Annotated in this window: 18 protein-coding genes; 5 read left to right on the top strand and 13 right to left on the bottom strand. The window is 64.2% G+C overall.

Annotated features, from left to right (window positions below; translation table 11 throughout):
• Positions 1-52: 52 nt before the first annotated feature.
• The 7 genes from AC1PLU_RS22075 to AC1PLU_RS22105 form a co-directional block, all read right to left on the bottom strand.
• A complete protein-coding gene (locus AC1PLU_RS22075; RefSeq protein WP_481107241.1) occupies positions 53-1,090 on the bottom strand; it encodes an SMP-30/gluconolactonase/LRE family protein in 1,038 nt (345 codons plus the stop codon).
• Positions 1,091-1,166: 76 nt separating this feature from the next.
• Positions 1,167-2,354, bottom strand: a complete 1,188-nt coding sequence (locus tag AC1PLU_RS22080; RefSeq protein WP_481107242.1) for an endo-1,4-beta-xylanase — start codon at positions 2,352-2,354, stop codon at positions 1,167-1,169.
• Between the two features lie 218 nt (positions 2,355-2,572).
• Positions 2,573-3,622, bottom strand: a complete 1,050-nt coding sequence (locus AC1PLU_RS22085) for a hypothetical protein (protein ID WP_481095540.1) — start codon at positions 3,620-3,622, stop codon at positions 2,573-2,575.
• 546 nt (positions 3,623-4,168) lie between these two features.
• Positions 4,169-6,952: a beta-galactosidase GalB gene (galB, locus tag AC1PLU_RS22090; RefSeq protein WP_481107243.1), complete on the bottom strand. Its 2,784-nt coding sequence runs from the start codon at positions 6,950-6,952 to the stop codon at positions 4,169-4,171.
• A 91-nt stretch (positions 6,953-7,043) separates the two neighbouring features.
• Positions 7,044-8,465: a glucuronate isomerase gene (uxaC, locus tag AC1PLU_RS22095; RefSeq protein ID WP_481107244.1), complete on the bottom strand. Its 1,422-nt coding sequence runs from the start codon at positions 8,463-8,465 to the stop codon at positions 7,044-7,046.
• A 41-nt stretch (positions 8,466-8,506) separates the two neighbouring features.
• Entirely contained in the window at positions 8,507-9,496 is a 990-nt protein-coding gene (locus tag AC1PLU_RS22100) for an endo-1,4-beta-xylanase (protein WP_481095543.1), read from the bottom strand.
• A gap of 10 nt (positions 9,497-9,506) precedes the next feature.
• Positions 9,507-10,832 carry an MFS transporter gene (locus AC1PLU_RS22105; protein WP_481107245.1) on the bottom strand — a complete coding sequence of 442 codons (1,326 nt, stop codon included), beginning with the start codon at positions 10,830-10,832 and terminating at the stop codon, positions 9,507-9,509.
• A 464-nt stretch (positions 10,833-11,296) separates the two neighbouring features.
• Here AC1PLU_RS22105 and AC1PLU_RS22110 point away from each other — a divergent pair, with 464 nt between their 5' ends.
• The 3 genes from AC1PLU_RS22110 to AC1PLU_RS22120 all read left to right on the top strand — a co-directional run bounded on the left by AC1PLU_RS22110 (position 11,297) and on the right by AC1PLU_RS22120 (position 16,936).
• On the top strand, positions 11,297-14,236 hold the full coding sequence (locus tag AC1PLU_RS22110; RefSeq protein ID WP_481107246.1) for a TonB-dependent receptor: 2,940 nt from the start codon (positions 11,297-11,299) through the stop codon (positions 14,234-14,236).
• Positions 14,237-14,379: 143 nt separating this feature from the next.
• Positions 14,380-15,867 (top strand): MFS transporter, encoded by a 1,488-nt coding sequence (locus AC1PLU_RS22115; RefSeq protein ID WP_481107247.1) that lies wholly within the window; start codon positions 14,380-14,382, stop codon positions 15,865-15,867.
• A 34-nt stretch (positions 15,868-15,901) separates the two neighbouring features.
• Entirely contained in the window at positions 15,902-16,936 is a 1,035-nt protein-coding gene (locus AC1PLU_RS22120; protein WP_481107248.1) for a glycoside hydrolase family 43 protein, read from the top strand.
• Positions 16,937-17,118: 182 nt separating this feature from the next.
• Here the strand turns inward: AC1PLU_RS22120 and AC1PLU_RS22125 are convergent, their stop codons facing one another.
• Complete coding sequence (locus AC1PLU_RS22125; RefSeq protein WP_481107249.1) at positions 17,119-17,769, bottom strand: DUF6058 family natural product biosynthesis protein; 651 nt, start codon at positions 17,767-17,769, stop codon at positions 17,119-17,121.
• Between the two features lie 253 nt (positions 17,770-18,022).
• On the opposite strand from AC1PLU_RS22125, the gene AC1PLU_RS22130 reads away from it, so the two are divergent.
• Positions 18,023-18,556, top strand: a complete 534-nt coding sequence (locus tag AC1PLU_RS22130) for a lipocalin family protein (RefSeq protein WP_481107250.1) — start codon at positions 18,023-18,025, stop codon at positions 18,554-18,556.
• An 87-nt stretch (positions 18,557-18,643) separates the two neighbouring features.
• On the opposite strand, the gene AC1PLU_RS22135 is transcribed toward AC1PLU_RS22130, so the two are convergent.
• Together AC1PLU_RS22135 and AC1PLU_RS22140 are read right to left on the bottom strand one after the other, a co-directional pair.
• Entirely contained in the window at positions 18,644-18,997 is a 354-nt protein-coding gene (locus tag AC1PLU_RS22135) for a ribonuclease E inhibitor RraB (protein WP_481107251.1), read from the bottom strand.
• A gap of 194 nt (positions 18,998-19,191) precedes the next feature.
• Positions 19,192-19,764 (bottom strand): hypothetical protein, encoded by a 573-nt coding sequence (locus AC1PLU_RS22140; RefSeq protein WP_481095550.1) that lies wholly within the window; start codon positions 19,762-19,764, stop codon positions 19,192-19,194.
• A 159-nt stretch (positions 19,765-19,923) separates the two neighbouring features.
• Here AC1PLU_RS22140 and AC1PLU_RS22145 point away from each other — a divergent pair, with 159 nt between their 5' ends.
• A complete protein-coding gene (locus AC1PLU_RS22145) occupies positions 19,924-20,127 on the top strand; it encodes a YdcH family protein (protein WP_167393935.1) in 204 nt (67 codons plus the stop codon).
• Positions 20,128-20,374: 247 nt separating this feature from the next.
• Here the strand turns inward: AC1PLU_RS22145 and AC1PLU_RS22150 are convergent, their stop codons facing one another.
• From AC1PLU_RS22150 to AC1PLU_RS22160, 3 genes are all read right to left on the bottom strand, one after another.
• A complete protein-coding gene (locus AC1PLU_RS22150) occupies positions 20,375-21,355 on the bottom strand; it encodes a zinc-binding dehydrogenase (RefSeq protein WP_481107252.1) in 981 nt (326 codons plus the stop codon).
• 317 nt (positions 21,356-21,672) lie between these two features.
• Positions 21,673-24,342, bottom strand: a complete 2,670-nt coding sequence (plsB, locus tag AC1PLU_RS22155) for a glycerol-3-phosphate 1-O-acyltransferase PlsB (RefSeq protein ID WP_481095552.1) — start codon at positions 24,340-24,342, stop codon at positions 21,673-21,675.
• Positions 24,342-25,316, bottom strand: a complete 975-nt coding sequence (locus tag AC1PLU_RS22160; protein WP_481107253.1) for a hypothetical protein — start codon at positions 25,314-25,316, stop codon at positions 24,342-24,344. The genes plsB and AC1PLU_RS22160 overlap by 1 nt, the downstream gene beginning before the upstream one ends.
• Positions 25,317-25,398 lie beyond the last annotated feature (82 nt).

The following is a 25,398-nucleotide window of genomic DNA, read 5'->3' on the forward strand; positions in this document are numbered from 1 at the left end:
CTCCTACAAGAGCGGCGACCGTGTGTGCTGCGGTTTAATCGCCCATTAGGCGCTAGCGTGCAAACTCCAACCCAAGTGCTTTGACGCGCACGCGCGTCAGCATCGCGTGCGAGGTCATGTAGAGCGTGTGGCCGTCGTTGCCGAAGGCGCAGTTGGAGATCGGTTCGCCGGTTTCGATGCGGCCCAGCCGGCGGCCGTCGGGTGCGAAGACGATGACGCCGCCGGGGCCGGTGGCGAACAGGTGGCCGTCGGCGGAAACCGCCATGCCGTCGGGCAGGCCGGGGGCGTCCTTGGCAACCAGATCGGAAGCATCGGCGAACACGCGCTTGCCGGTCACCGCACCGGTTGCGTCGAGCGTGTAGGCCATCCAGATCGGGCGCTCCGGATCGGAGTTGGCTACGTACAAGGTGCGCTCGTCGGGCGAGAGCGCGATGCCATTGGGCAAGCTCAGGCTGTCGTCCAGCAGGTGCACGCTGCCGTCGGTATCCAGGCGGTAGACGCCGTTGAAGCGCAGCTCCTTGACCGGCGAATCGTTCATGCCTTTGAGACCGTACGGCGGGTCGGTGAAGAACACCACGCCGTCGCTGCGGCGAACCAGATCGTTGGGGCTGTTGAAGCGGTGGCCTTCGAACTGGGTGGCGAGCGGCGTCTTCTTGCGCGTGGCCGGGTCGAGCCTGGCGACGATGCGCGTGCCGGAATCGGCCAACAACACAGTGCCGCCCGGTTCGGCGTACAGGCCGTTGGCGCCCGCCTCGCGCAGCGTGGTCTGCTCCGGGCCGCTGTAACCGGAAGGCGAAAGGAAAACCGACAAGCCGACATCTTCGGACCAACGATAGAGCTTGTTTTCCGGCACATCGGTGAACAACAGATAGCCGCCGTTGCGCACCCATGCGGGGCCCTCGGACCAGATGAAGCCTTCGGTGAGCTTTTCGATACGCGCATCGCTTGCGATCACATCGCTGAAGCTGCGATCGAAGGTCTTCAGCTGCCCGATGACAGGGAAGCGCGGCGGCGGCGCGTCTTTCTTGGTGCAAGCAGCAAGGACCACCAGCAACGGAACGGCCAACAACAGATAGGGCGGCAATCGCATCGGGAAGTCCGGTATCGAAGTCGGGCCATGATGCCATCATGTGTGTGCAGGTCTCCTGCGCTGGCTGGCAACGATGCTAGCGCCCGCTAGCGGCCGCCGGCACCGCCAACACCGCATCCAGTGCAGGTTTGGGCTGGTGATTGCGATCGAAAAGCAACGGGTAGTTGGTACGGCCTGGCACCGGATAATCGTTCTTCCACGACATACCGTCGGTAACGCCCCAGACACTGACGCGGGCGAGCTTGTCGCGCTTGCGCCAGAACAGCGCGAACAGTTCGGCATAGCGATCGCGTAGTTGCGCCTGCACTTCGGATGGCAAGCCATCGCGATACGGGTCGAGAAAGCGCTTGAATTCCGGTAGCTGGAACTGCTTGTGCGCAAGCCCGGTGCCGATGACCTGGCCTTCCTTGGTGAGCGGCAACACATCGACGTCCAGCTCGGTGATCATGACTTTGATGCCGAGCGCGGCGTAAGCGTCGATGGCGTCTTCGATATCGCGCAGGCTGGGATAGTCGAGCCCCCAGTGTCCTTGCATGCCGACGCCATCGATGCGGATACCGGAGTGCTGCAGCATCTTGACCATGCGCACGATGCCGTCGCGCTTGGCAGGACGCCAGGCATTGAAGTCGTTGTAATACAGCTGCGCATCGGGTGCATAACGCTGCGCGAAGGTGAAGGCATTGCGCACTACGGTGTCGCCATCGCCGACGCGCTGCACCCAGTTGGTAGCGCGGTAACTGCCGTCTTCGTCGATGATCTCGTTGACCACATCCCAGGCCTGCACTTTGCCCACGTAGCGACCTGCCACCAGCGTAATATGCTGGCGCATGCGCTCCAGTTGCTGTGCCGGCGTATTGGGCAGGCCATCAGCGGTGGTGAAGAACCAATCCGGCGTCTGGTTGTGCCAGACCAGGGTGTGACCGACCACGAACATGTGCTGCGCACGCGCGTAATCGACGAAGGCATCGGCGGCGGCAAAATCGTTGACGCCGCGACGCGGCGACACTACTTCGGCCTTCATCACGTTCTCGGGCGTGAGCGCATTGAAGTGGCAGGCGACCAAGACCGCCGACGCGGCATCGTGGCCTGACACGATCTCGGCATTGACGGCCGTGCCGATCATGAAGGCATCGGCATAGACCTGCTTGAGCGTCTGTCCCGGACAGTGAGAGGTGGCGACCGCCGACGGCGCAGCGCTGGCGATCGCGCTGCCACCCACCATGCCGGCCAGCAACAAGGAGGAAAACCGGTGACGTGCGAACATGGCGGCAGCTCGATGAGGAAGGGACGGGCAACTGACCGGGACGCAGGGACGGCACTGGAGTGCAGCGTGCGTCGCAGGGGGACGCAAGGCCATGGCACATTCCGCCTGCGGCAGACTACGGCGGTGATGCAGCATACCGGGATCCACGCGGCGGCTGGCAAGTCCTACAACGACAAACGCCCGGGAAGGCCAAGGCCTTCCCGGGCGTTGAGCACGCATTAGTTGCTTTGAGTGAAGCTGATGCGCGGCGACGAACCACCGGAGGCGGTGCAACTGCCGAGGGTCAGGTTGTTCTGCTCGAACGTGGTGCCGGCGTTGCCCAGACACGTCGGGGCATTGGTCGTGCCGTCGTTGACGGCCACGTTCACGGTAACACTCGAGCCACGATTGAACGACACCACCGGATTGACGCTGCCATTGCCGAAGATATTGAACTCGGACTGCCGCCAGATCTTGTTGATGTTCAATGTCGAGGCGGGCTGGTTCACGCTATAGGCCTGGCCGTTGACCGAGAACGAGACGGTGTCCACGCCACCAGCGGTCGCCGAGCCGGTCAGCTTGATGCTACCGATGTTCTTCACCGCGACCAGCGGTGCATCCACTGCGTCGCTGTTGCGATAGCAGGCGTTCTGGTCGGGATAGGCGTTCCAGCCGGATGGACAGCCGACCGAGTTGTACTGCGAGGTGCTACCGGCGAAGAACCAGTCCTGGATGAAGACAATCGGAGTGCGACCATTGCTGGCGTCGCCGTCACCATCGGTGGAGTAAATGAACTGCTCCCAGGTCTGGCACGTGGAGTAACCGAACTGCGAGCAGGTGGTGGGATTGCTGGCGGTGTCGGTATTGATCTGCAACGAATAATCGGCCACGCCGGTGGTCACGCCGCTCACGCTGGGGAACGAGCCCACGGCAGAGCGCGTGGACCTGCCGGTGCGTGCAGCGTAGTCGGTGCCGTTACCGACCGTGAAGGCACCACCACCGCTGCGCCCGGCGGCGGTGCGGCCGTTTCCATTGGTGACGGCCGGCGGTACCGACACGAGCTTGGGTGGCGCCGCGCAACGTGTCGCCTGCCAGCCATTGTTCGGGAACGCCGAGCGGAAGCAACCCTCCATCGATGGCGCTTGCTGATGGATCGTCGCTTCCCAGGACGACATGGCCTCGGCGCGGCCGGCGGCGTTGATCGCCGAACTCTGCGTCGCGGCCCCTGCGCTGGCCACACTTCCGATGATGCAGGCAACAAGCACTGATGTTGATCCGAACTTCTTCATTACAATTCCTTATGAAGGTGGAGTAAACGATCTTCCTCGCACGGCCAGGCAGGCCATGCACCGACAAGAAGTGATGTTCGGAAAAGCGAAGTCAACAATGCGGCAAACGCGCCAACTTTGGGCTCTGTCACGTTCTTGTGTTAGACGCGCATCCGCCCGGCGTTGATGCTGCGTTACGGCATTTCCCAATCCGGGCCGCCGATGCGCGCAGGCGACGCCTCCACCATTGCCATTGCCATGGGCTGTAGGAAATACGTGCCTCGACTGCGCCATGCGGCGCACGCGTGATTAAGCCAATATCCATCACGCAAGCTTCTCGACGAAGTCGGCTTTCATATAAAGATTGCCACTGCATGTCCGACTAATTTGGCCGCACCAGCGCGCGCCCTATTTAAGGAGGTGTTGTTTCCACCGCTGCCTGGCGGTCGGCAACCCCGCGCCTGGTGCTTGATCCCGCATACCAAGCGCCAGCCGCAGCCATCAGGTCACGTCGGTGCTAGCTGGATGCAGGGCCACGCGACCTTCGACAGGTCATGCCCACTCCCATCACTGCGCAACGATCTGCGCCTGCGCGGCATCCAGGCTGTCCGATTCGACATACAGCGTGATGGTGCCGCGTGCGCCGGCCTTGGCGCGCACGATGGCCAGACACAGCCCGTTAAAGGCGTTGCGTTGCGGCGAAGCGAACGATTCCAGATCGGTCGGATCGCCGTTGTCGGTAGCAACCAGCTCGCCTGGGCCTTCGATGCGGAAACGCAGACGGTCGCCGGCAGTGGGCGCAGGACGTCCATCGCGATCTAGCAGCCGCACGGTGAAGAAGCTCAGATCCCAGCCATCGCCGCGAATGGTGGTGCGGTCGGGCGTGATCTGCATGCGCGCGGCGCGGCCGGCGGTCTGCTCACGATCGCTCGCCCAGGGCTTGCCATTCTTGTAGGCCTGTACCCGCAGCTCACCTGGTTGGTACACCACCTCATCCCAGCGCAACCGATACTGCAACGGCGCCTTGCGCTTGCGCCCCTGCGACACGCCGTTGACGAATAGCTCGGCCTCATCGCCCGAGGTGAACACATGCACCGGCGTGGCCTGCCCCTCGCGACCGGGCCAGGTCCAGTGCGGCAGCAGATGCGCCATCGGCAGGTCAGGGCGCCAGCGCGATTGATACAGCCAGTAGCGGTCCTTGGGAAAACCGGCCAGATCGAAGATGCCCGAATAGGAACTACGCGAGCTGTAGTACGGCGTAGGCTCGCCCAGGTAATCGAAGCCGGTCCAGACGAACTCGCCCGTGACATATCGATGCCGGTCTTGTGCAGCGAAGACCTTGTCGGCGCTGGAACCGAAGTCCACTGCGTGCAGTTCGTAGGCGCTGACCTGATGCGCGACCGAGTCGCCGCCACGTCCGTCGCGCACCAGTGCGCTGGTATCCGGCGTCACTGGAAACAGATACACGCCACGGCTGCTCAAGGCCGAAGCAGTCTCGCTGCTGAGGATGGCCTTGTGCGGAAACTTGCCATGGAACGCGGGATATTGCGGTTGTTTGCGGATACGCTCGGTGCCTGCGAACTCCGGCATGTCGCGAATGCCTTCGCCCTGATAGTTGAGGCTGATGACATCCAGCGCAGCGGGCAACGGCATCTCGGGCGAGGCGTAGTTCATCGCCACAGTCGCCGGGCGAGTGGGGTCTTCGTCGTGCACGATGGCATGCAGCGTGCGTGCGATCGCGGCGCCCTGCTCGCCGGTGTATTGCTCGCCGACTTCGTTGCCCACGCTCCACAGCATCACCGAGGGATGATTGCGGTCGCGCCGCAGCATCGCGCGCAAGTCCGGCTCGTGCCACTGCGGGAACACCAGGTGGAAATCCAGCGGGGTCTTCTTCATCTCCCAACTGTCGAACACCTCGTCCACCACCAGCAGACCCATACGGTCGGTCAGCTCCAGTAATTCCGGCGCGGGTGGGTTATGGCTCATGCGGATGGCGTTGGCGCCCATCTGCTGCAGCAACTGCAGTTGCCGCTCGGCGGCGCGCACATTGAACGCCGCACCCAGCGCACCGAGATCGTGATGATTGTTAACGCCGCGAATCGGCACATGTTCGCCGTTGACCAGCAGGCCCTTGTCGGCATCGAACACGATGCTGCGGATGCCGAACGGTGTTTCATAGCGATCTACCACGCGCCCGTTCTGGCTGACTTCGGTCACGGCGACATAGCGATGCGGACGCTGTGTCGGTGGCGGGCCCCACAGACGCGGTTGATCGATCTGTGTATTGCCTTGCATGCGTGCGCTACCAGTTGCGGGAACCGCAACCTGCACAGGCGCAATGCGTGCAACAGGCTCACCACTGCGCGTGCCACGCACATCATCGAGCACATAGATCGCGGTACTGACTTGCGCTTGCACAGCGCTGCGGGCGGCATTCTCCAGCGTGATCGCCAGCTGCACCTGCGCAGTCTGCACCGACACCTGCGGCGTGGTCAGCTGCGTGCCCCATTGCGCGATATGCAACGGAGCAGCTTTGGTTAACCACACATTACGATACAGCCCGCCACCCGGATACCAGCGGGCCGAGTCGGGCGGGTTGTCCAGACGAATCGCCAGCTGGTTGCGTGCACCGAACACCACGTACGGCGTCAGGTCCACGCGCCAGGAGCTGTAGCCATACGGCCAACCGCCGACCAACTTGCCGTTGAGCCAGACCGTGGCATATGACATCGCGCCATCGAGATCGAGAAACAGCGAGCGGCCGCGATCGCTGACAGGAATGTCCAGATTCTTGCGATACCAACCGATGCCCCAGCTAGGCAAGCGCCCCATGCCACCATAGGGACCATCGGCCAGGAACGGCCCGGCAATCGCCCAATCGTGCGGCAGGTCCACCGGCTCCCAACCGCTGTCGTCGAACTGCGGCTGCACGAAGGCAACGGTGCCGCCGGGATTGCCGGGCGGGCGTTTGTGTCGTTTCGCGGGATCTGCAATCAGGTTGTTGGCTGTAGGCAGGATCCACGGCTTGAGCACGCGTGTAGCGGCGGCATCGATGTGCTGCGCCTGCTCGGGTTGCGCATCGGCCACCTTGCCGTCTTCGCTACGCACCACTTGCGGACGCACATCGTAATCGAGGGTTTCGCGATTGCCAGGGGGATCGCCGCGCTGGAAGCGCCATTGCGCGTTGAGCGAGACACGCTCGCGTGGCATCTCGGTTGGCGCCGGTGCTGCCGCCAGTGCGGGCAACACAGGAAGCGTGGCGCAGAGGCAGACGAACACGACCTGTGCAAGACGCACACTGCGTTCGGCAACACGGCGCTTCAGCGCGCACCACATCTCTACGCGCGTCATGTCGCTACTCCATCCGACCAGACGCATGCGCTCGGTGTAAAGACTCCACACGCACGCGGGAAGGCATCGCTACACTGCGCGCCACTCACCCTCACAACTTGTAGGCCTGCTTCGGCAAGCGATATGCCAGATCGATCGCGACCTCGGCCGCTTCATCCTCGTCCAGGCGATGCTCGGCAACGAGCTTGGCGAGAAACGCGCTGTCCACGCGCCGCGCCACATCGTGCCGCGCGGGGATCGACAGGAAAGCACGGGTGTCGTCGTTGAAACCCACGGTGTTGTAGAAGCCGGCGCTGGCCAGGGTCTGCTCGCGGAAGCGCCACATGCCCTCCGGCGCGTCATGGAACCACCACGCCGGCCCGAGCAGCAGCGAGGGATAATGCCCGGCCAACGGCGCAAGTTCGCGGCTGTAGCTGGTTTCGTCCAGCGTAAACACAATCAGACGCAGGCGCGGGTCGTTGCCGAAACGATCCAGCAGCGGTTTGAGTGCGTGCACGTAGTCGGTGCGCATCGGAATATCGGCGCCCTTGTCGCGCCCGAAGGTCTGAAACAGCTGCCGGTTGTGATTGCGAAAACAGCCCGGATGCAGCTGCATCACCAGGCCGTCGTCCAGGCTCATCGCCGCCATCTCGGTCAACACCTGCGCGCGAAACAGCTCGGCCTGCGCGGGCGTCGCTGCGCCACGCACCACGGTGTCGAACAAGCGTTGTGCCTCATCCGGCGACAGATCGGCGGTGGCCGCACTAGGGTGGCCGTGGTCGGTCGAGGTTGCGCCATGCGCGGCAAAGAACGCGCGGCGCTGCCGATGCGCACGCAGATAGCCCTGCCAGCTCAGCACATCCTCCCCGGTGAGCGTGCCGAACTGCTGTAGCGCACCGGCAAACTGCTCGTGTTCGGGGTCGACCACAGGGTCTGGCCGGTATGCGGTGAGCACGCGCCCCTTCCAACCGCTGTCGCGAATGGTGGCGTGATGCTGCAGCGTATCCAACGGCGATTCGGTGGTGGCAATCACCTCGATATTGAAACGCTCGAACAACGCACGCGGGCGAAACGCCTGCGTCTGCAAGGCTGCGGTGATGTGGTCGTAGTAATGATCGGCAGTGCCGGCATCCAGCCGGACACGCAGATCGAACACGTCGTGGAACACGTGATTGAGCCACAACGCAGATGGCGTACCGCGCAACAGCGGGTAGTGCTCGGCGAACACACGCCACGCCGCGCGTGGGTCTACCGCATCCCGCGATCCATCCGCACGCGGGATGCCCAAGGCATCCAACGCGATGCCCTGGCTGTAGAGCATGCGGAACACATAGTGGTCCGGCACCAGCAACAACTCGGTGGCATTGGCGAACGGCGCATCGGTGGCGAACCACGCCGGGTCGGTATGGCCGTGCGGGCTAATGATCGGCAGCGCGGCGATCTGCGCATACAGGCGGCGCGCAATCGCACGCGTGCCTTGGTCGGCTGGAAACAGGCGGTCGTCGTGCAGGGTCAGTGGTGTGGGCGTTGGCATAAGTCAGTCAACAAACAAGCGAAAGGTGAGTGGCGCAACGCTCACGGCGTGGGGTTGCGATGTGCGGCCACGTAACTACGCAGCCAGGTCAGCGCCGGCCGCTCGCTACCATCGGCGCGAATCAGATAGGCCGCTTCCTTGTCGCGCCACAGCCCGGGGCGAAAGCCCCACAGCGTGATGCCGCGCACCGCTGGGTGTTCCCAGAACACCGGGAACACGCGTTGGTAGTCGGCCAGTTGCTGCGCATCGGTTGGCCCGTCCAGATCGAACTCGGTGATGTAGATCGGCAGGCCGGTTGCGGCCAACGCATCGAGATTGGCGCGATGCACCGACATCGCCACATTCGGAGTGGTTTCAAAGGCGTGCTCCTGGATGCCGATGGCATCGACCAGCTGCTCGCGCTGCAGCAGCTGCACGATCTGCAGATACTTCTGCGTGGCCTGCGGGTTGTTGGTGATGCTGTAGTCGTTGATCATCAGCCGCGCACGCGGAAAGTGCTGGCGGGCGAGCCGAAACGATTGCAGCACCCACTCCCAACCGCTGGCGCCGTTGCCACCCAGCGCCTGCAGGTAATTGCCACCGCCGGTGTCGTTTTTGCTGGGCGGGTCGTTGAGTGGTTCGTTGACCACTTCCAGCAGATCGATCTCCGGATAACGCTGCGCCACCGCGGCAAACCACTGCTCGATCTCGCGGCGTTGCTCGGCCGGCGGCAAGGTCTTGATCCACTCCGGCTGCTGATTTCCCCACACCATCACATGCATCTGAAACGGCATGCCGTTAGTTTTGGCTAGCTTGTAGGCGGTATCCAGCCCGCTCCAGTCCATCTGGTCGCGCACCGCTTCCACACTGCCCCACTTGCCGCTGTTTTCGGGCGTGAGCTTGTTCCAGTACTGCGCGAACCCTGCCGCCTGTTGCGGGCTGTAGGCGCTGCCCAGGAACTTGGACGCACCGGATGCCAACGGCGCAGCAGATGCAGATGTTGCGAGGTTGGCTGCGAGCAACAGACTGGAGAAAACGACGCGCATACGCATGGCGATCACCTCAGGACGAAGGGGAGGACGCAACGGCAGCATCGGCCGGTAGCTGCGCTGGATCCAGGCGTGGCGCCAGCGTGTGCACCACCGTCAACGCCAGCAGGTAGGCCGAGCCCGCCATCAAGAACACCGGCACGTAGCTGCCGGTGGCCTGCAACAGAAAACCGATGAAAGTAGCGATCAGCATGCCGCCCACCGCGCCGGCAAAGCCACCGATACCGACCACCGTGGCGACCGCATGGCGCGGAAACATGTCCGACGGCAGCGTAAACAGATTGGCCGACCAGCCCTGATGCGCGGCGGTGGCCAGGCCGATCAAACCGACCGCCACCCACAGGTTGTCTGCACGTGCGGCGAACACGATCGGCACTACCGAGATTGCGCAGATCAGCATCGCGGTCTTGCGCGCCCGGTTGACGCTCCAACCGCGCGCAATGAAGCGCCCGGCGACCCAGCCCCCGGCGATGCTGCCGATATCGGCAAGCACAAAGATCACGATCAATGGCGCGCCCAGTTGCAACAGACTCAAGCCGTATTCGGCATGCAGGAACTTGGGCAGCCAGAACAGGAAGAACCACCAGATCGGGTCGGTGATGAACTTGCCCAGCACAAACGCCCACGCCTGACGATGCCGCAGCACCTGCAACCACGACAGCCGCCGTTGCACCGGCTCATGCGCATCGCTGCGGATATGCGCCAACTCGGCAGCCGACAAACCCGGTTGCTGCTCGGGCGGGTGATAGCTCAGCCACCACACCAGCAACCACGTGGCGCTGAGCACGCCGGTGAACAGGAATGCCGCCTGCCAGCCCCAGGCGGTGGCGATCACCGGCACCAGCAACGGCGCGACGATGGCGCCGATATTGGAGCCGGAATTGAAGATGCCGGTGGCCAGTGCGCGCTCGCGACGCGGAAACCACTCGGCCACCGTCTTGAGCGCGGCGGGGAAGTTGCCGGACTCGCCCAGCCCCAGAAAAAACCGCGCAATCGCAAAGCCCACCACGCTGGTGGCCAGCGCATGCCCCATCGCCGCCAGGCTCCAGATACCGATCGCCAGCGCATAGCCGATGCGCGTGCCGAAGCGGTCGATCACCGCACCGCTGCACAACAAGCCCAGCGCGTAGGCGGCCTGGAATGCGGTGACGATGTAGCCGTACTGGATTTCGTTCCAGCCTATCTGCGTCTGCAGAAATGGCGCCAGCACACCGAGCACCTGGCGGTCGACATAGTTGATGGTGGTGGCGGCGAGCAGCAATGCGCACACACGCCAGCGCACGCGGCCCAGGCGTGCCAGCGTGCCGGCAGGTGCAACCGCCTGCGGCAACTCGCTCATGTGCGTGAGCGCCGCAACGCGGCTAAACGCAGCGTGCGATGGGCAATCGCACAACTACCACTGCAATGCGCTGCCGCATCTCCGGGACAGCTCGGCTTAGCGCTGCCGCATTCTTCGGTTCGATTCATCGACCACTGCACCTGCACAAAGGTGGCCTTGCGCCACGGGTGATAGCGCTACCATTACCACGGCGTGCCGCAAAATCCATCGCGCAGTGCAGCACGCCGATATACCGTCCCTGCTCAAACCGCTCTCGATAAGCGGCACTGCCACATTCGCCGCTATGCCCCGACATCTATGCTGCCCTGCAGCGTGCTGTTCTGAATTTGGTAGCGCTAACATCCGCCACCACTGATCGCCCGTCTCCCCCATCGCATCATCGTCGCGCCGCGCATCGGCAGCGGCACTCCCTGCGCAGGGGCGATGCGTGGGACATCCGCTCACCTGTTAGGGAAGGGATTACGGTGAAGAACAGCTACGCACGAACCGCGTTGTCCTGCGCGTTGGGGTCCATCCTGCTGGGCATGGCCAGCACGTCCGCCTTGGCACAGTCCACCGACGCCGCCAACGCAACGACCGCACAAACTCCACCGGCCGCAACCGCCAGCGGCGATGCGGTAACCCAGCTCGATACTGTCACCGTCTCGGGCTACCGACGCAGCATCCAGTTTTCCACCGATGCCAAGCGCGATTCGGTGGGCTTTGCCGACACCGTGTTTGCAGAGGACATCGGCAAGTTCCCGGACATGAATATCGCCGAGTCGCTCAACCGCATCCCCGGCGTGCAGCTCTCGCGCGACGTCAATGGCGAAGGTCTCAACATCGCCATCCGCGGCCTGGGCACCAGCTTCACCAAGACCACGCTCAATGGCGCAAGCATCGCCACTGCTTCGATCGGTTTGAACGCGCAGAACCAGAACCGCGAAGTCGATCTGAACCTGTTCCCCACCGAGTTCTTCACCCAGCTCACCGTGAGCAAGACGCCCACCGCCAGCATGCTCGAAGGCGGCGTTTCCGGCGTGGTGGACATGCGCAGCGCACGCCCGTTCGATCGCCCCGGCGTGCACTTCACCTATCAGGCGCAGGCCGACTGGAACAGCACCAGCGAAAAAACCACCCCGCGCGGCGCCTTCATGGGCAGCTGGACCAACGAGGAAGGCACCTTCGGCGCATTGCTGGGCGTGGCCTCGGTGCGCGGCAAGCTCGGCGTGCGCGGCTTCGAAAGCGTGGGCTGGACCAACCCGGGCCTCACCTACACCCAATGCGGTCTCACCCCGCCTGCGGGCACGCCGGCCACCAATCAACCGGCCGCCTGCAACGTCAACGGCGGCGGCAACTGGCGCATTCCCGATCGCGTGCCGGCCACCGCCGGCAGTGGCCTCACCACCGGCGAAACCATTGATGCCGCGTGGTTGCTCGCACGCAACCCGGGCCTGAGCATCGACCAGATCAGCGACGCATTGATTCCGCGCCTGGGCCGCAGCGTCTACATGAATGGCGATCGCGACCGCGATGCCTCGGTGATGTCGCTGGAATGGCGCCCGTCCGACAGCATGCATTTCTATCTGGACACGCTGTATTCCGAGGCCAAGCGCACCACCGAGCGGATCAGCATGAATCTGATCGGCCGCAACGGCAACATGATCCCGCTGGGCATGCAGCTGGACCAGAACAACGTGGTCACCAGCGCCACGTTTGCCAACGCGCAGTACTTTCTGGAAGCGCGCCCGTATCGCGAAGAGGTCAAGTTCTGGAGCGTCAACCCAGGCGCAGAACTGTTGTTCGGCGCCGAGCAGGACATCAAGCTCAACGTGCAGGCCAATGCCACGCGCAGCTGGCTGGATCGTGAGTCGCCCAGCATCCTGGTGACCTCGCCGTTCACCACCGTCGACTACCGCAACCAAGGCGGCGACCGCCCCTCGATCACCAGCCCGCTGAATCTCAACGACCCCAACCTGGGCTGGGGCTGGAACGGCGGCCGGGTCAATATCCAGAACGAAAAACGCGTGACCGAAACACGTGGCGGCCGCGCCGACCTGCAGTTCGGCGAAGACAAGCGCAACATCAAGATCGGCGCCGCCTACGACCAGGCCGAGCGCACCATCCGCGGCTTCGATAACAGCATCGCCTGGGAGCAGGTGGTCTGCCGCGGCGGTGGCGGCAATGTGTGCAACGGCGGCCCCGGCTCGGCGGTGCCGAATGCGGCCCTGGCCGGCTATTTGCGGCCCGGTCCGGACGGCTTTATCACCGCCGATTTCAACCGCTTTCTCGGCGACACCAACTATTACGCGCTACGCGATTCTGCACCGGAAACCAACTCCGCCAACACCGGCGCCTCGGCCGGCGGCATCCGCGAAAAGAACTGGGGTTTCTATATCGAAACCAATGCAGAAACCGAAGTCTGGAACCGCACGCTGCGCTTCAATGCCGGCGTGCGCTATGTCACCACCGATCAGACCATCACCGGCCCGGTCACCATCAACGGCATCCGCCGCATCCAGGTGCTGGATTCGGACTACAAGGAAACCCTGCCCTCGTTCAATGCCGCCTGGGATGTGGCCGACAACGTGGTGCTGCGCCTGTCCAGCTCGCGCACGCTCACCCGGCCCGACCCCAGCGCGATGTTGCCCAATACCAACTTCAGCGACCCCTCCGCGCAGACCGCAACCCAGGGCAATCCAAACCTGGCGCCGTATCTATCCACCAACGTCGACTTCGGCGGCGAGTGGTACACCGGCGGCGAGGGCTATGTGGGCCTCACATTGTTCAACAAGCGCATCAGCGGCTTCACCGTCAACGGCGTGCGGCGCATTCCCTTCAACGACCTGGGCGTGCCGTACGAGAGCCTGCTGCCGATCCAGCAAGCCGGCCTGGACCAGCGCGGTGGCCCCAATGCCGCCACGGTGGACGTGCAGACCCAGGTCAACGCCGACGGCGTGCTCAACATCCGCGGCACCGAGGCGATCTGGGTGCAGCCGCTGGACAAGCTGGTCGACGGCATGGGCTTCAGCGTGAACTACACGCACGTTACCCAATCCTCGGAAGGCGAAGGCATTCCGGCAGTGGCAGTCGGTGTTGCGCCGAACTTGTGGAACGGCACCGTGTACTGGGAAAAGGACGCCGCCTCGGTGCGCCTGTCCTACACCTGGAACGACGACATGGTGATCTCCGGCGCCAACCAGAACGGCATCCCCTACGCACGCCTCAACGCCGATGCGCGCGGCCAGCTGGATCTGTCGGCCAGCTACACGCTGGAATCGTTGCCGTCCAAGCCGCAGATCACCCTCAACGTCACTAACCTCACCGATGAGCCGCTGCGCACCACCTACGCCTGGCCCAACGCCACCTACGATCTGTACGAGCCCGGGCGCACGGTCATGCTCGGCATTCGCGGTACCTTCTAGGAGTGGCTATCAACACTACTGCGCTACGTTTTGTTAGCCACTCCAAGTGCTGTCTTCGCCGTCGCGATCATCCCCATCGCGACCGGCGAAGTAGCGCACACCGCGGCGTTTTCCGCAGCACTCCTTGAGCCCCGCCCCACCTCATGAACGATCGCTCACAACAGCTCTCCCTGCGCGAAAAGATCGGCTACAGCCTGGGCGACCTGGCGGCCAATCTGATCTTCCAGACGCTGGTCACTTTTCTGGCGTTCTTCTATACCGACGTGTTCCGCATTCCGGCGAGTGTGGCCGCCACGTTGATCTTCGTGGTGGGCATGCTCGGCGCCTTCGTATTCACCCCCATCATCGGCATCCTGGCCGATCGCACGCGCACGCGCTGGGGCAAGTTCCGCCCGTGGATCCTGTGGACGGCAGTGCCGTTCGGTGCGTTGTCGCTGGCAGCATTCAACACGCCCGCACTTGGCGAGCAGGGCAAGATCGCCTACGCCTTCGCCACCTACACCTTGTTGATGCTGGTGTATGTGGCCAACAACCTGCCGTATTCGGCATTGAGCGGCGTGCTCACCGGCAGCATGGAGCAGCGCAACAGTCTGTCGGCGTATCGCTTTCTGGCGGTGACGTTTGCGCAGTTCATCATCCAGGTGCTGCTGCTGCCGCTGGTGCTGATTCTGGGCAACGGCGACAAGGCGCAGGGCTTTCGCAACACGATGGCCTTGTTCGCCGCCGTCGGCACGCTGTGCTTTCTGATCACCTTTTTCACCACCCGCGAGCGCGTGCTGCCGATCAGCGAACAGCGCACCAGCGTGCGCCAGGACCTCACCGATCTGGTCCGTAACAAGCCCTGGCTGGTGATGCTGGCGCTGACCATCCTGGTCTTCATCAATCTCGCCATGAAGGGCGGGATGTACATCTACTACTTCAAGTACTACCTCGACGCGAACGCATTGACGCTGTTTCTGGATCACGCAGGCTTCAATCACTTCATCGGCGGCATCAACAGTGTGTTAACCGGTGCCGGCATGAGCGCGCTGCAATGGCCGCAGGATGCGCCGACCTCGGCGTTCAGCGTGTTCAGTGCCGGCGGCATTCTGGCGATGATCGTGGGTATCGGTTTTTCCAAGCGGCTGGCCGATCGCTACGGCAAGCGCAACGTCTTCGGTGGCGCGCTGCTGATCTCCACCGTGTTTTTGCTGGCGTTCTACGTGTACCCGCCGGACGCGATCGGCTGGGTGTTCGCCTCCTACGTACTGCACGGCTTCTTCTACGGCATCACCATCCCGCTGCTGTGGGCGATGATCGCCGACGTGGCCGATTACTCCGAGTGGAAGAACCACCGCCGCGCCACCGCCATCATTTTCTCGGCGATGTTGTGCGGGCTGAAGATCGGCCTGAGCGTCGGCGGCGCACTGGTCGCCGGCATCCTGGCGTTCTATGGCTACAACGCCGCCCTGCCGCTGCAAAGCGATGCAGTGACGAGCGGCATTCGCCTGGCCATCAGCGTGTACGCGTCCATCCCGTTCCTGCTCGGCACTGCACTGCTGGTGCTGTACGAGATCGACAAGGCGCTGGAAACCCGCATCGAACACGACCTGGGCGTACGCCGACGCAGCGCACCGCTCGCCACCAGCTGACGCCCTCCCTCCCACTTCATGCACAGGTACGCGCATGTCCGATGAACTGCACTCCGATGCACTGCAGGCGCTGGCGCGCACCGCCATTTCCGCACCGCTGGTCACCCACCTGTACACCGCCGACCCTTCCGCACACGTGTTCGACGGCGCGTTGTATCTGTATCCCTCGCACGACATCGATGCCGGCGTTGCCTTCAGCGATGACGGCTCGCATTTCGACATGGCCGACTACCACGTGTTCCGGATGGCGCATCCCAATGCGCCGGTCGAAGACCTCGGGCAAGTGCTGCACGTCCGCGACGTGCCCTGGGCGCAGCGGCAGATGTGGGCGCCGGATGCCGCGCAGCGCGACGGCCGTACGTACCTGTATTTCCCGGCAAAACGCGCCGATGGCATCTTCCAGATCGGTGTGGCGGTGGGCGATCGCCCCGAAGGCCCGTTCGTTGCCGAACCCGAGCCCATCGCAGGCACCTACTCGATCGACCCGGCCGTGTTCGCCGACCACGACGGCGCGCATTACCTGTACTTCGGCGGGATCTGGGGCGGCCAGCTGCAGCACTACCGCGACAACGTCTACGACCAAACCAACCAGGAACCCGCAGACGACGCACCCGCACTCGGCCCGCGCGTCGCACGCCTGCGCGAGGACATGACGCAACTGGCCGAACCCACCCGCGAGCTCGTCATCCTCGACGAACACGGCACCCCGCTACGCGCCGGCGACCACGCCCGCCGCTTCTTCGAAGGCCCCTGGGTCCACCACCACGCCGGCCGCTATTACCTGTCGTATTCCACCGGCGACACGCATCTGATCTGCTACGCCACCAGCGACACGCCGTACGGCCCGTTCACTTATCAAGGCGTGCTGCTCGCCCCGGTGATCGGCTGGACCACCCACCACTCCATCTGCCTGTTCGAAGGCCAGTGGTATCTGTTCTATCACGACGCCGGTTTATCAGGCGGGCAGACGCATCTGCGCAGCATCAAGATGGCATCGCTGGAGCACGATGCGGATGGAAAGATCGCAACGATTTATCCGTATGGGGAAGACGCGGTATCGCCTTGGTGAATGATCGCCGCTGTGCGGTCAGTTGCAGACGCTAGTCATTGGCTGGCGCCAAGGCAAGTGAGCCATGGCCCGCTCGTTGCCGCTGACGGGCGATCCTCCGGGGAGCGTCCTGTGGCGCGTCGATCCTGCATTGCATGCTTTGTGCAGCCAGCCACTCAGGACTTGTCTCCATCGCGCACGCCTCACGCCTCGCGCATGGCCACCAAGGGACGCAGATCGTCCACAAGGCGCTTTCTGCTGCTACGCGCGTACTCCACCGGGGAGAACGGCATTGCCGAGTCTGCGTAGGCATCGATGAGTTGCAAGAGTGCGTCCCTGCCAATCTCCTCCGGCGCGGGATTACTGCCGGCCTCGGTCAGCGATGTCAGCCGTTCCTGGAGCATTTCCTTCCTGGCGATCTCCATGCCGAGGGACGGGTCTGCCACGCACAGGCCAAAGGTCCCATCAAGAAAATAGGGGATGAACCCCTGGATCTTTTTTTCGATGGCATCCGTGTCCTCGATGTGCGCGCGCAACCCTGTCTCCAATTCCCGATCCAATGCCGCAAGCACGGCATCACGCGCGTCCCCCTTTGCGGCTCGGTCGGCGATGTCCACCCATTTCCTGCATTCGGGACGGAAGTAGTCACCCACAAGGCGCTCGTCGATGTGTGTGACTCCAAACGCCGCCGAACGGATGGAATGTCCGTCGCACATATACGTCGGTTTTGGTATGGCATCCGCTTCCAGAAACGCATCGAGCCGATCGACCGTAATGCCGGCAAGCGATGCGAACCTTGGCTTGTCGACGAAGTGCGTTTGCAGATAGTTTGCCAGCGTCACCGACTGCTGCATGGACAATCACCCGTGTTCATAGAGGGGCCGGACGCTATCACACCGGTACGTAGGCAGGCACAAGATCGGCCTCTGTTCGCCAGAACTGGCGAGACGATGACGACACGCTGCCACGACTTCTCGCACGGTACCGTCATGTCACTGGCACAGAGGGGCACGCTTGCGCCTGGCCGGAACTGCATCGCATGGGGCTGCATCCAAGCGCATTGCAGCCACGTAAGCCCATGTATGTGCTCTTTTGATGGAGGTTGCCATGCGACATCGTTCGATGCTGTTGTTACTCACGCTTGCGGTCTATGGGAGTGCCAGCGCAAGCGATTCACGCGCTGCACTGCCCCGCGCAGACACTGTTGACGTGCCACGCTTCATGGGCGACTGGTATGTCATCGCGCATATTCCTACCCGGCCCGAGCGCAAGGCCTACGATGCCGTCGAGCGCTATGCGCTGCGACCGGATGGCCGCATCCAGACCACGTTTACATTCCGCAAGGGAAGTTTCGAGGCGCCGCTCAAGTCCATGCATCCTATCGGCGAGGTCGCAAAGGATGGCAATGGCGCGCTGTGGGGCATGCAATTCTTCTGGCCGTTCAAGGCCGAGTACGTGATCGCCTGGCGAGATGCAGATTACGCGCAGACCATCGTGGCACGCAGCAAGCGCGATTACGTCTGGTATATGGCGCGTACCCCGCAGGTTTCCGATGCCGACTATCAACAGGCCGTTAAACGTATCGCCGCAATGGGCTACGACGTGTCACAACTGCGCCGCGTACCGCAGTCGCAGCGCTGATGCGGTAAAAAGGGCCGATGCGGTAAAAAAGTGCGACGCGCTCAGCGATGCAGTATCTGCATCGCAGGCTCTCGCACACCGCCTGCGTTAGACGTTCTTTTCATCCGCGGAAAACTCCCATCCGTCATTCAAACCTCCTAACGGCTTGGCCTCTGTTGCCAACTCTTCCTCGAACGTCGAAATCGCTTTGTACGACGGGATCATGGTCGGATACACGGTCACATCCATCGGAAACGCCGTGTTTTCCTCGTAATGGCAGCAACGCACTTTTTGCTCGAAACGAAGCATCGTCACCGAGAACGCCAATGCAGACTCCTTCGTGGGGAAGACCACTGAGAACGCAATCTCGCGCGGCTTCGAAAGATCCACCCCTTGCTGGGCGATGTGCCAAAGGGTGTCGCCATTATCGTCTTTAGGGTACAGATCCGGATTTCGTTGCATGGTGGCTTCGGTCGTTGGCGGCCAGTTGGCCGAGGAAGAATCGTCGCGACGGGCTTGTGCGCGTGCTGATTGGGTATCGTTGCGAGCCAGACGTCAGTTCCTGGAGCCAGCCATTTTCCCGGTTTTCCACCACCCTGCTGAGGCGATGAAGTCGCCGCTCACGTGGCCGCGCGATGCGCGACCACCGAGACAGTTCACGGAACCCAAATCAAATTCATCAACTGCGGGTCCGCGGTGACCTTGACCAGCTTGCCGCTGGGGCCGAACTGCACCTGATATTCGGAAAAACTGTCACGCCAGTAGCGCCACAGCGAGGCGTCCAGATTCGGGTTCTCGCTGCTGATCGGGTAGCCGACCGCCATCAGGACCTGTTCGCGGGTCATGCCGCCGGTGAGCTTGCCATCGTTGATTGCCTGGCGAATCTTCGGCGGGAAGGTGGCGAGCTTGAGCTTGGGGTCGGCGCTGACGACGTAGCGGGCGGCGAAGGCGGTGTTGTCCAGGTCGCGGCTGTAGTCGTTGCCGATGGATTGTTTTTCGCCGGCGATCTTGAGGTTGACGCGGTTGCGGCCGAAACCGGTGACGCTGACCGGGGTGCCGACGGGGAGCACGCGCTTACCGTCTTCGGCGTAGTTGCTGTCGCTGATCCAGCTACCGTCGGTGCGCAGGTTGCAGCACAGAAAGCCGTCGTACTTGGCGACGTCGGCCGCGGTGGCCAGGGTGGAGGCGGTGAGCAGGCTCAGGGCCAGCAGGGAAGAACGCAAACGCATCGTAAAGACTCCTTTCTCGACGGCCGTGGCCGCGCGGCAATGATGAGATGAGGCGCGCCGCCGTTTCCCCAACGGCGCGCAGGCATTGTCGCAGCCTCGGGCAGCTTGGCAAGCGCGGCGGGTGACGCGACCGGCATCGGTTTGTGTATGCTCGGAGCCGTGGAAACCCTCTCACCCGCCGAGATTGCCGAGCAGATCGCCGAGTTGCGACGCGCCCACCGCGCGTTGGACGAGGAGATTCAGCGCGTGCCTGCGAACGTGGAGGACGAGCTGCAGATGAAGCGCTTGAAGAAGCGCAAGCTGCATCTCAAGGACTGCATTACGCGGCTGGAAATGGAGCTGGTGCCTGACGAGCCGGCGTGAGGTTGGTGCGTGCGGCCGCTTGGGTTTGCTTTGCGGTTGTTGGTATCGGCAGCGCGGGGATAGGCAGTTGGGTCACTGAGTGATGCAGGCAGCGTTTGTCTGATGGCCACCGCGGGCTTTAGCTGAGGCTCGTCGCGTTGATCGCTTGGGCCGTACCCTCACCCCAACCCCTCTCCCGGGGGGAGAGGGGCTTTGTCTCCTTGTTTTTGGAGCTAAATGCGGTCTGCTGGCGAGTCGCGCCCTTGGCCTAGCCCGCGCGTAGCAGGACCTTGCCACTGCGTCCCGGCTCGGCACTTGCGGCGGCGGCCTTGGCGGCATCTTCCAGATCGAACACCGCTTCCACCGGCAAGGCCAGGCTGCCATCGACGGCGGCCTTGAGCAGTTCGCCGATCATGCGGCGCTTGTCCTCTGGCGTGGTGGCGGCCGTGACCTTGCTGCCCCAGAAGCCGCGCACGCTGGCCTGCTTGAAGATCACATCGCCGCTGGAAATCTGCAGCGGCTCGCCGGTCATCGAGCCGAACGAGATCAGCTCGCCGCCTTCGGCCAGCAGCGCCATCAACTCGCCGGCCGCGCTGCCGGCGACCGAGTCGATGGCGCGCACGATCGGTGCGTCGCCGGCCAGCGCGCGCGCCTTGTCCTGCCAGCCTGCTTGCGCTGTGGAGATTGCGTTGCCGATGCCCAGCGCTTTCAGCTCGTCCACGCCGGCGTCGCGGCGCACCAGGTTGATCACGTTGATGCCGCGTGCGGCGGCGAGCATGGCCACGGTCTTGCCGACCGCGCCGTTGGCGGTGTTCTGCACGATCCAGTCGCCTTTTTTGACGTGCAAGGATTCGATCAGCATGAGGGCGCTCAACGGCATGGCGATCAACTGACAGCCGCGGTCATCGTCGAGTGCGTCGGGCAGCGGGACCACGCCGGAGGCGTCAGCAAGGAAGTATTCGGCCCAGCTTTCGTGCACGCCGGCTGCAACGACGCGCAGGCCCACCTGCAGGCCTTCGACACCTTCGCCGAGGGCGTCGATCACGCCCGCCGCTTCACTGCCGCCGATGGCCGGGAGTTCGGGCTTGTAGCCGTAGTTGCCGCGTACGGTCCACAGGTCGTGGTTGTGGATGGGCGAGCGCCGCATCGCGATGCGGACCTGGCCCTTGCCCGGCTGCGGCGTGGGCCGCTCGCCGAGTTCGAGCACCTGGGCGGGGTCACCGAATTGGGTGTGGATGGCTGCGCGCATGGAGGTCTCCTGCCGGGCACGCTCTTGCTGCGACGCGCCCTATCGTTGTGAAAGGTGGCGCGATGCTATCGGCAGGGCTGCAAGGGAGGGATGAAACGAACGGAACTGCTGTGTGAAGTTGTTGGCGTGCGCGAGTAGTGACGTTGGTCTGCCGCAGCGCTGGAGGATTTGCGTGCTGGCCGACCCTCATCCGCCCTTCGGGCACCTTCTCCCAAGGGGAGAAGGGAAACGTCGCGCGCGTCTGCGCCTACCTACGTGCCCTGCCATTGGCTCACCCTCACGTACTGCAGGGAGACGATGGCGGTTGCACCGCCGCCTTACTCAGCCGGCGGCGACACCACATCCGGCTTCGCCGCTTCCGGGCTGACGCGCTCGATCGTGTGCCGCAGCTCGCGGCCCAGGATGAACTTGGCATCCTTGGCCCACGCATCCAGCCGCTCGTCGAACACCAGCTTGCTGTTCTCGTCCGGCCACACCAGGCGCAGTTCGCGCAGTTTCTGGATGAAGCTGCGGAACAGGGTCTTGTCGAAGAACTCCGGGGCGGCCGGGGCGTACAACAGGCTCAGGCGTTGCGCGGCCTGTTGGCACAGGCTTTCCAGTTCGCCGGCGCCGAGCACGCCGGGGCCGTTTTTCACCAGCACCGAGATGGCGATGTAATAGCGCTCGAACGCCTGCTGCAACGAGTGACCGATCGCGCGCAGGCGGAACACCTCGTCGGTCTGCCCGGTGTTGCGGGTCAGCACACCGCCATCGTCGTCGGCGACGTTGAGCAACAGGCCTTCGCGCACGAACATGTCGATGGTCTGTTCGATGCGTTCGGCGAAACGGTCTTCGCTCCACGGCAGGAACAACTCCGCCTGCAGGAACGGGTACACGGTGCGACCCAACCGCAGCAGGCCGGCACGGCTCATGCGGCGGTTGTTCTGGAAGCAGCATGCCACCCACGACGATGCGGTAAACAAATGCAGCACGTTGTTGCGGAAGTAGCTCAGCAACACCGCGGTGTCGCCGCTGACGCTGAGCACATCGCCCAGCGGGTGCGACACACGCGTGAGCACGTTGATCTCTTCGGCGTGGGTGATGATGCGCGCCGGGGTATGCGGGGTGACGGTGACGCGGTCCGAATACGGCATCTCCGCCAGCAGCTTCTTGCACAACTCGATCTGCGCGATCAGGTCGGCCTCGCCCATCGCATGCTTGGGCGTGGACAGCAGCGCCAGCGCCAGCAGGTTGATCGGGTTGACGTCGGCGGCGCAGTTGATGCGGGTCTGGATCTGCGTGGACAGCGTGTCCACCGCCGGCGCGAGCCAGCTGGGTTTTTCATCGTCGGGCAGCGGTTGGCTATCCCACTCCGGGGCATGCTTGGCCAGCACGTCGTTGAGCGCGATCGGCTCGCCGAAGTTCACCACCACCTGGCCGTAGTTCTGCTTGAGCACCTTCGGGATCGACCACAGCAGGCCCCAGATGGATTCCTTTTCCTTGGGCCGGCCGGTGAGCTCGTCCAGATAGCTGTTGCCTTCCATCAGCTTTTCATAGCCGATGTAGACCGGCTGGAACAGCACCGGTTTGCGCGGCTGGCGCAGATACGCGCGCAGCGTCATGGCGATCATGCCGCCCTTGGGCTGCAGCAGACGGCCGGTGCGCGAGCGCCCGCCTTCGACGAAGTATTCGATCGAGTAGCCGCCGGCCACCAATTGGGCGACGTATTCGCTGAGCACCGCCGAATACAGCGCGTTGCCGCGGATGCTGCGGCGGATGAAGAACGCACCGCCCTTGCGCAGCAGCGTGCCGACCACCGGCAGATTGAGATTGATGCCGGCCACGATGTGCGGCGGCACGATGCCGCGCTCGTACAGCAGGTAGCTCAGCAGCAGGTAATCCATATGGCTGCGGTGGCTGGGCACGTAGACCACTTCGTGCCCGGGCGCGGCCTGTTTGAGCTTGTCCAGGTGATGCACCAGCACACCGGCGTAGATGCGGTTCCACACGTGGGTGAGCAGGAAGCTGGCCGAGCGCACCACCGGGCTGGAATAGTCGGCGGCGATTTCCCAGGCATAGGCGTGCGCCTTGCGCCAGGCATCCACCGGCTTGCTGTTGTCGCGCCTGGCCTGGGTGGCGATGGCCTCGCGCACCGAGTCGGCGGCCAGCACCTGGTCCACCAGCAGGCGGCGGGTGGACAGATCCGGCCCGATCACCGCCTCGCGGATACGCCGGAAATGGGTGCGCAACACGCGCTGCAATTTGCGCAGGGTGCGCTCGGGCGGAAGGCCCTCGGCCATGGTCTGGCGCAGCGAGATCGGCGGGGCGAAGCGCACGATGGTGGTGCGGCCGTTGAGCAGCACCGCCAGCAGGCGCCGGAAGCGGCCCACCAGCGCCCAGTTTTCCGAGAACAGCACCGCGAACCAGCCGCTCTGCTTGTCCGGCGCGCGGCCGACGAAGATCGACACCGGCACCAGATGCACGTCCAGGTCGTCACGCACGCGGTGCGCCTGCAGCAACTTGGCCAGCGAGTCGGAATGGGTCTTGCCGCCTCGCTGCTCGGGGATCAACGAATTACTGCTGCTACGCCGCGACAGCGCCAGGTAGGCGCGCTTGCGCTGCAGCGGGTCGCCCGGCAGCGGCACCAGTGGCGAGGGCAGCCCGGCCTCGCGGCAGGCCTTGTCCAGGATCAGGGCGCTGGACAGGCCGTAGTCCTCCAGCACGTAGACCACCGGCGTGCCGTCGTCGTAGCGGCTCGGTTGATCCGGTTCGATGGTCAGGCTCAACCACGGGTCGGCCAGCCGACCGAGCAGGCGCGCCCACCACGGGCGTTTGGCGTTACGGGCGGCGGCGACGGCCGGCGCGATCGACGGCGCGGCGTCCGGCGGAACCGGTACGGCCGTCGGCAATGCCGCGGCTGTGGCACCGAGATCGGCGGCGGCAGCGCTGGGCGGGGCGGGCTGGCCGTCCGGGAACGGCAGGGGATTTTGTTCTGGCATCACGGTCATTATCGCCCAGCCGGGCGTTGCCCGGTGGCGGCGGGCTTGGCGGGCGCGGCCGCCGGGGTGTCGGGCGCTGCAGCGGCGTCGGGTAAGGGCCCCGCCGGCGCGGCGCTGATCAGCGCCTGCACCTCGTCCTGGGTTTGCTGCGGGTACCAATGGCCTTCGCGCTTGAGCAGGGCGATGGTGAGGTCGATGTCATGTGCAGCCAGGGGATAGCGCAGCCGCACCTGGGCGCGCTCGCCCTCCTGTTTGATCAGGCCGGTGCGCAGCGCATCCAGGCTGGTGTCCAGCGACAGGCCGTAGCGCTCCAGCACCTGCTTGGCCGCTGCCCAGAACGGCCCCAGCCGGCGCAGGCTCTCTTCCATCCCCAAGCGCTGCAGATCGGCGTCCGAGCCGATGCCGGTGGCGCGGGCGGCGGTCACCAGGTCGGTGATGCTGGCCTTGGCACGGGCGCGATCGGCCAGCGGCGCGGTCGCGGCCCAGGCGCTCAAGGCGTCGACCAGTTGCACGTAATGGGCGCGCTGCTCGGGCTGGTAGTCGTTGCGGCTGCGCAGGTATTGCACGCCGAACTGGCCCAGCGACTGCGCGGCCTGGCGGATGCCCTGCGCCTGCCCGGCCAGTTGCGCATCGAAGGCCTGTTGCAGCTGGCGTTCGGCACCGGGCGCCGACAGCGTGCCGAGCAGGTTGCCCACCTCATTGGGCAGCGGCAGCTCGGTCAGCGGCCAGCGGCTGGCACCGCTGCGCCAGGCCGCTTCCAGCTGGGTGTACTGCGCAGGCGTGACCCGGATCCGCGCATAGGCAACCAGATCGTTGCGCCGCAATGGCATGGTCATCGACTGCATCGCCGCTGCCGGCTCGGCGGTGGCGCCGGGCAAGGCAGCGGCAGTGTCGCTGCGCTGGCAGCTGCTGGCGCATAGCGCTGCCAGCAGCACCCACGCGATGGACTGGAACCGGCCGGCGCGGACGGTGGATAGCGACATGCGCACGATGTTCCCCTGATCGATCGGCGCATCTTGCTGTCTGAATGCGTTGGCGGCAAGGCGCGCGACAACCGTGCGCTCG

It is taken from the genome of Xanthomonas sp. NCPPB 2933 (assembly GCF_056725225.1).

Bases quoted from the DNA above. Each gene is read 5' to 3' on its own strand.
- AC1PLU_RS22075 (WP_481107241.1), bottom strand. From the start codon at position 1,090: ATGCGATTGCCGCCCTATCTGTTGTTGGCCGTTCCGTTGCTGGTGGTC.
- AC1PLU_RS22080 (WP_481107242.1), bottom strand. From the start codon at position 2,354: ATGTTCGCACGTCACCGGTTTTCCTCCTTGTTGCTGGCCGGCATGGTG.
- AC1PLU_RS22085 (WP_481095540.1), bottom strand. From the start codon at position 3,622: ATGAAGAAGTTCGGATCAACATCAGTGCTTGTTGCCTGCATCATCGGA.
- galB (WP_481107243.1), bottom strand. From the start codon at position 6,952: ATGACGCGCGTAGAGATGTGGTGCGCGCTGAAGCGCCGTGTTGCCGAA.
- uxaC (WP_481107244.1), bottom strand. From the start codon at position 8,465: ATGCCAACGCCCACACCACTGACCCTGCACGACGACCGCCTGTTTCCA.
- AC1PLU_RS22100 (WP_481095543.1), bottom strand. From the start codon at position 9,496: ATGCGTATGCGCGTCGTTTTCTCCAGTCTGTTGCTCGCAGCCAACCTC.
- AC1PLU_RS22105 (WP_481107245.1), bottom strand. From the start codon at position 10,832: ATGAGCGAGTTGCCGCAGGCGGTTGCACCTGCCGGCACGCTGGCACGC.
- AC1PLU_RS22115 (WP_481107247.1), top strand. From the start codon at position 14,380: ATGAACGATCGCTCACAACAGCTCTCCCTGCGCGAAAAGATCGGCTAC.
- AC1PLU_RS22120 (WP_481107248.1), top strand. From the start codon at position 15,902: ATGTCCGATGAACTGCACTCCGATGCACTGCAGGCGCTGGCGCGCACC.
- AC1PLU_RS22125 (WP_481107249.1), bottom strand. From the start codon at position 17,769: ATGCAGCAGTCGGTGACGCTGGCAAACTATCTGCAAACGCACTTCGTC.
- AC1PLU_RS22130 (WP_481107250.1), top strand. From the start codon at position 18,023: ATGCGACATCGTTCGATGCTGTTGTTACTCACGCTTGCGGTCTATGGG.
- AC1PLU_RS22135 (WP_481107251.1), bottom strand. From the start codon at position 18,997: ATGCAACGAAATCCGGATCTGTACCCTAAAGACGATAATGGCGACACC.
- AC1PLU_RS22140 (WP_481095550.1), bottom strand. From the start codon at position 19,764: ATGCGTTTGCGTTCTTCCCTGCTGGCCCTGAGCCTGCTCACCGCCTCC.
- AC1PLU_RS22150 (WP_481107252.1), bottom strand. From the start codon at position 21,355: ATGCGCGCAGCCATCCACACCCAATTCGGTGACCCCGCCCAGGTGCTC.
- plsB (WP_481095552.1), bottom strand. From the start codon at position 24,342: ATGACCGTGATGCCAGAACAAAATCCCCTGCCGTTCCCGGACGGCCAG.
- AC1PLU_RS22160 (WP_481107253.1), bottom strand. From the start codon at position 25,316: ATGTCGCTATCCACCGTCCGCGCCGGCCGGTTCCAGTCCATCGCGTGG.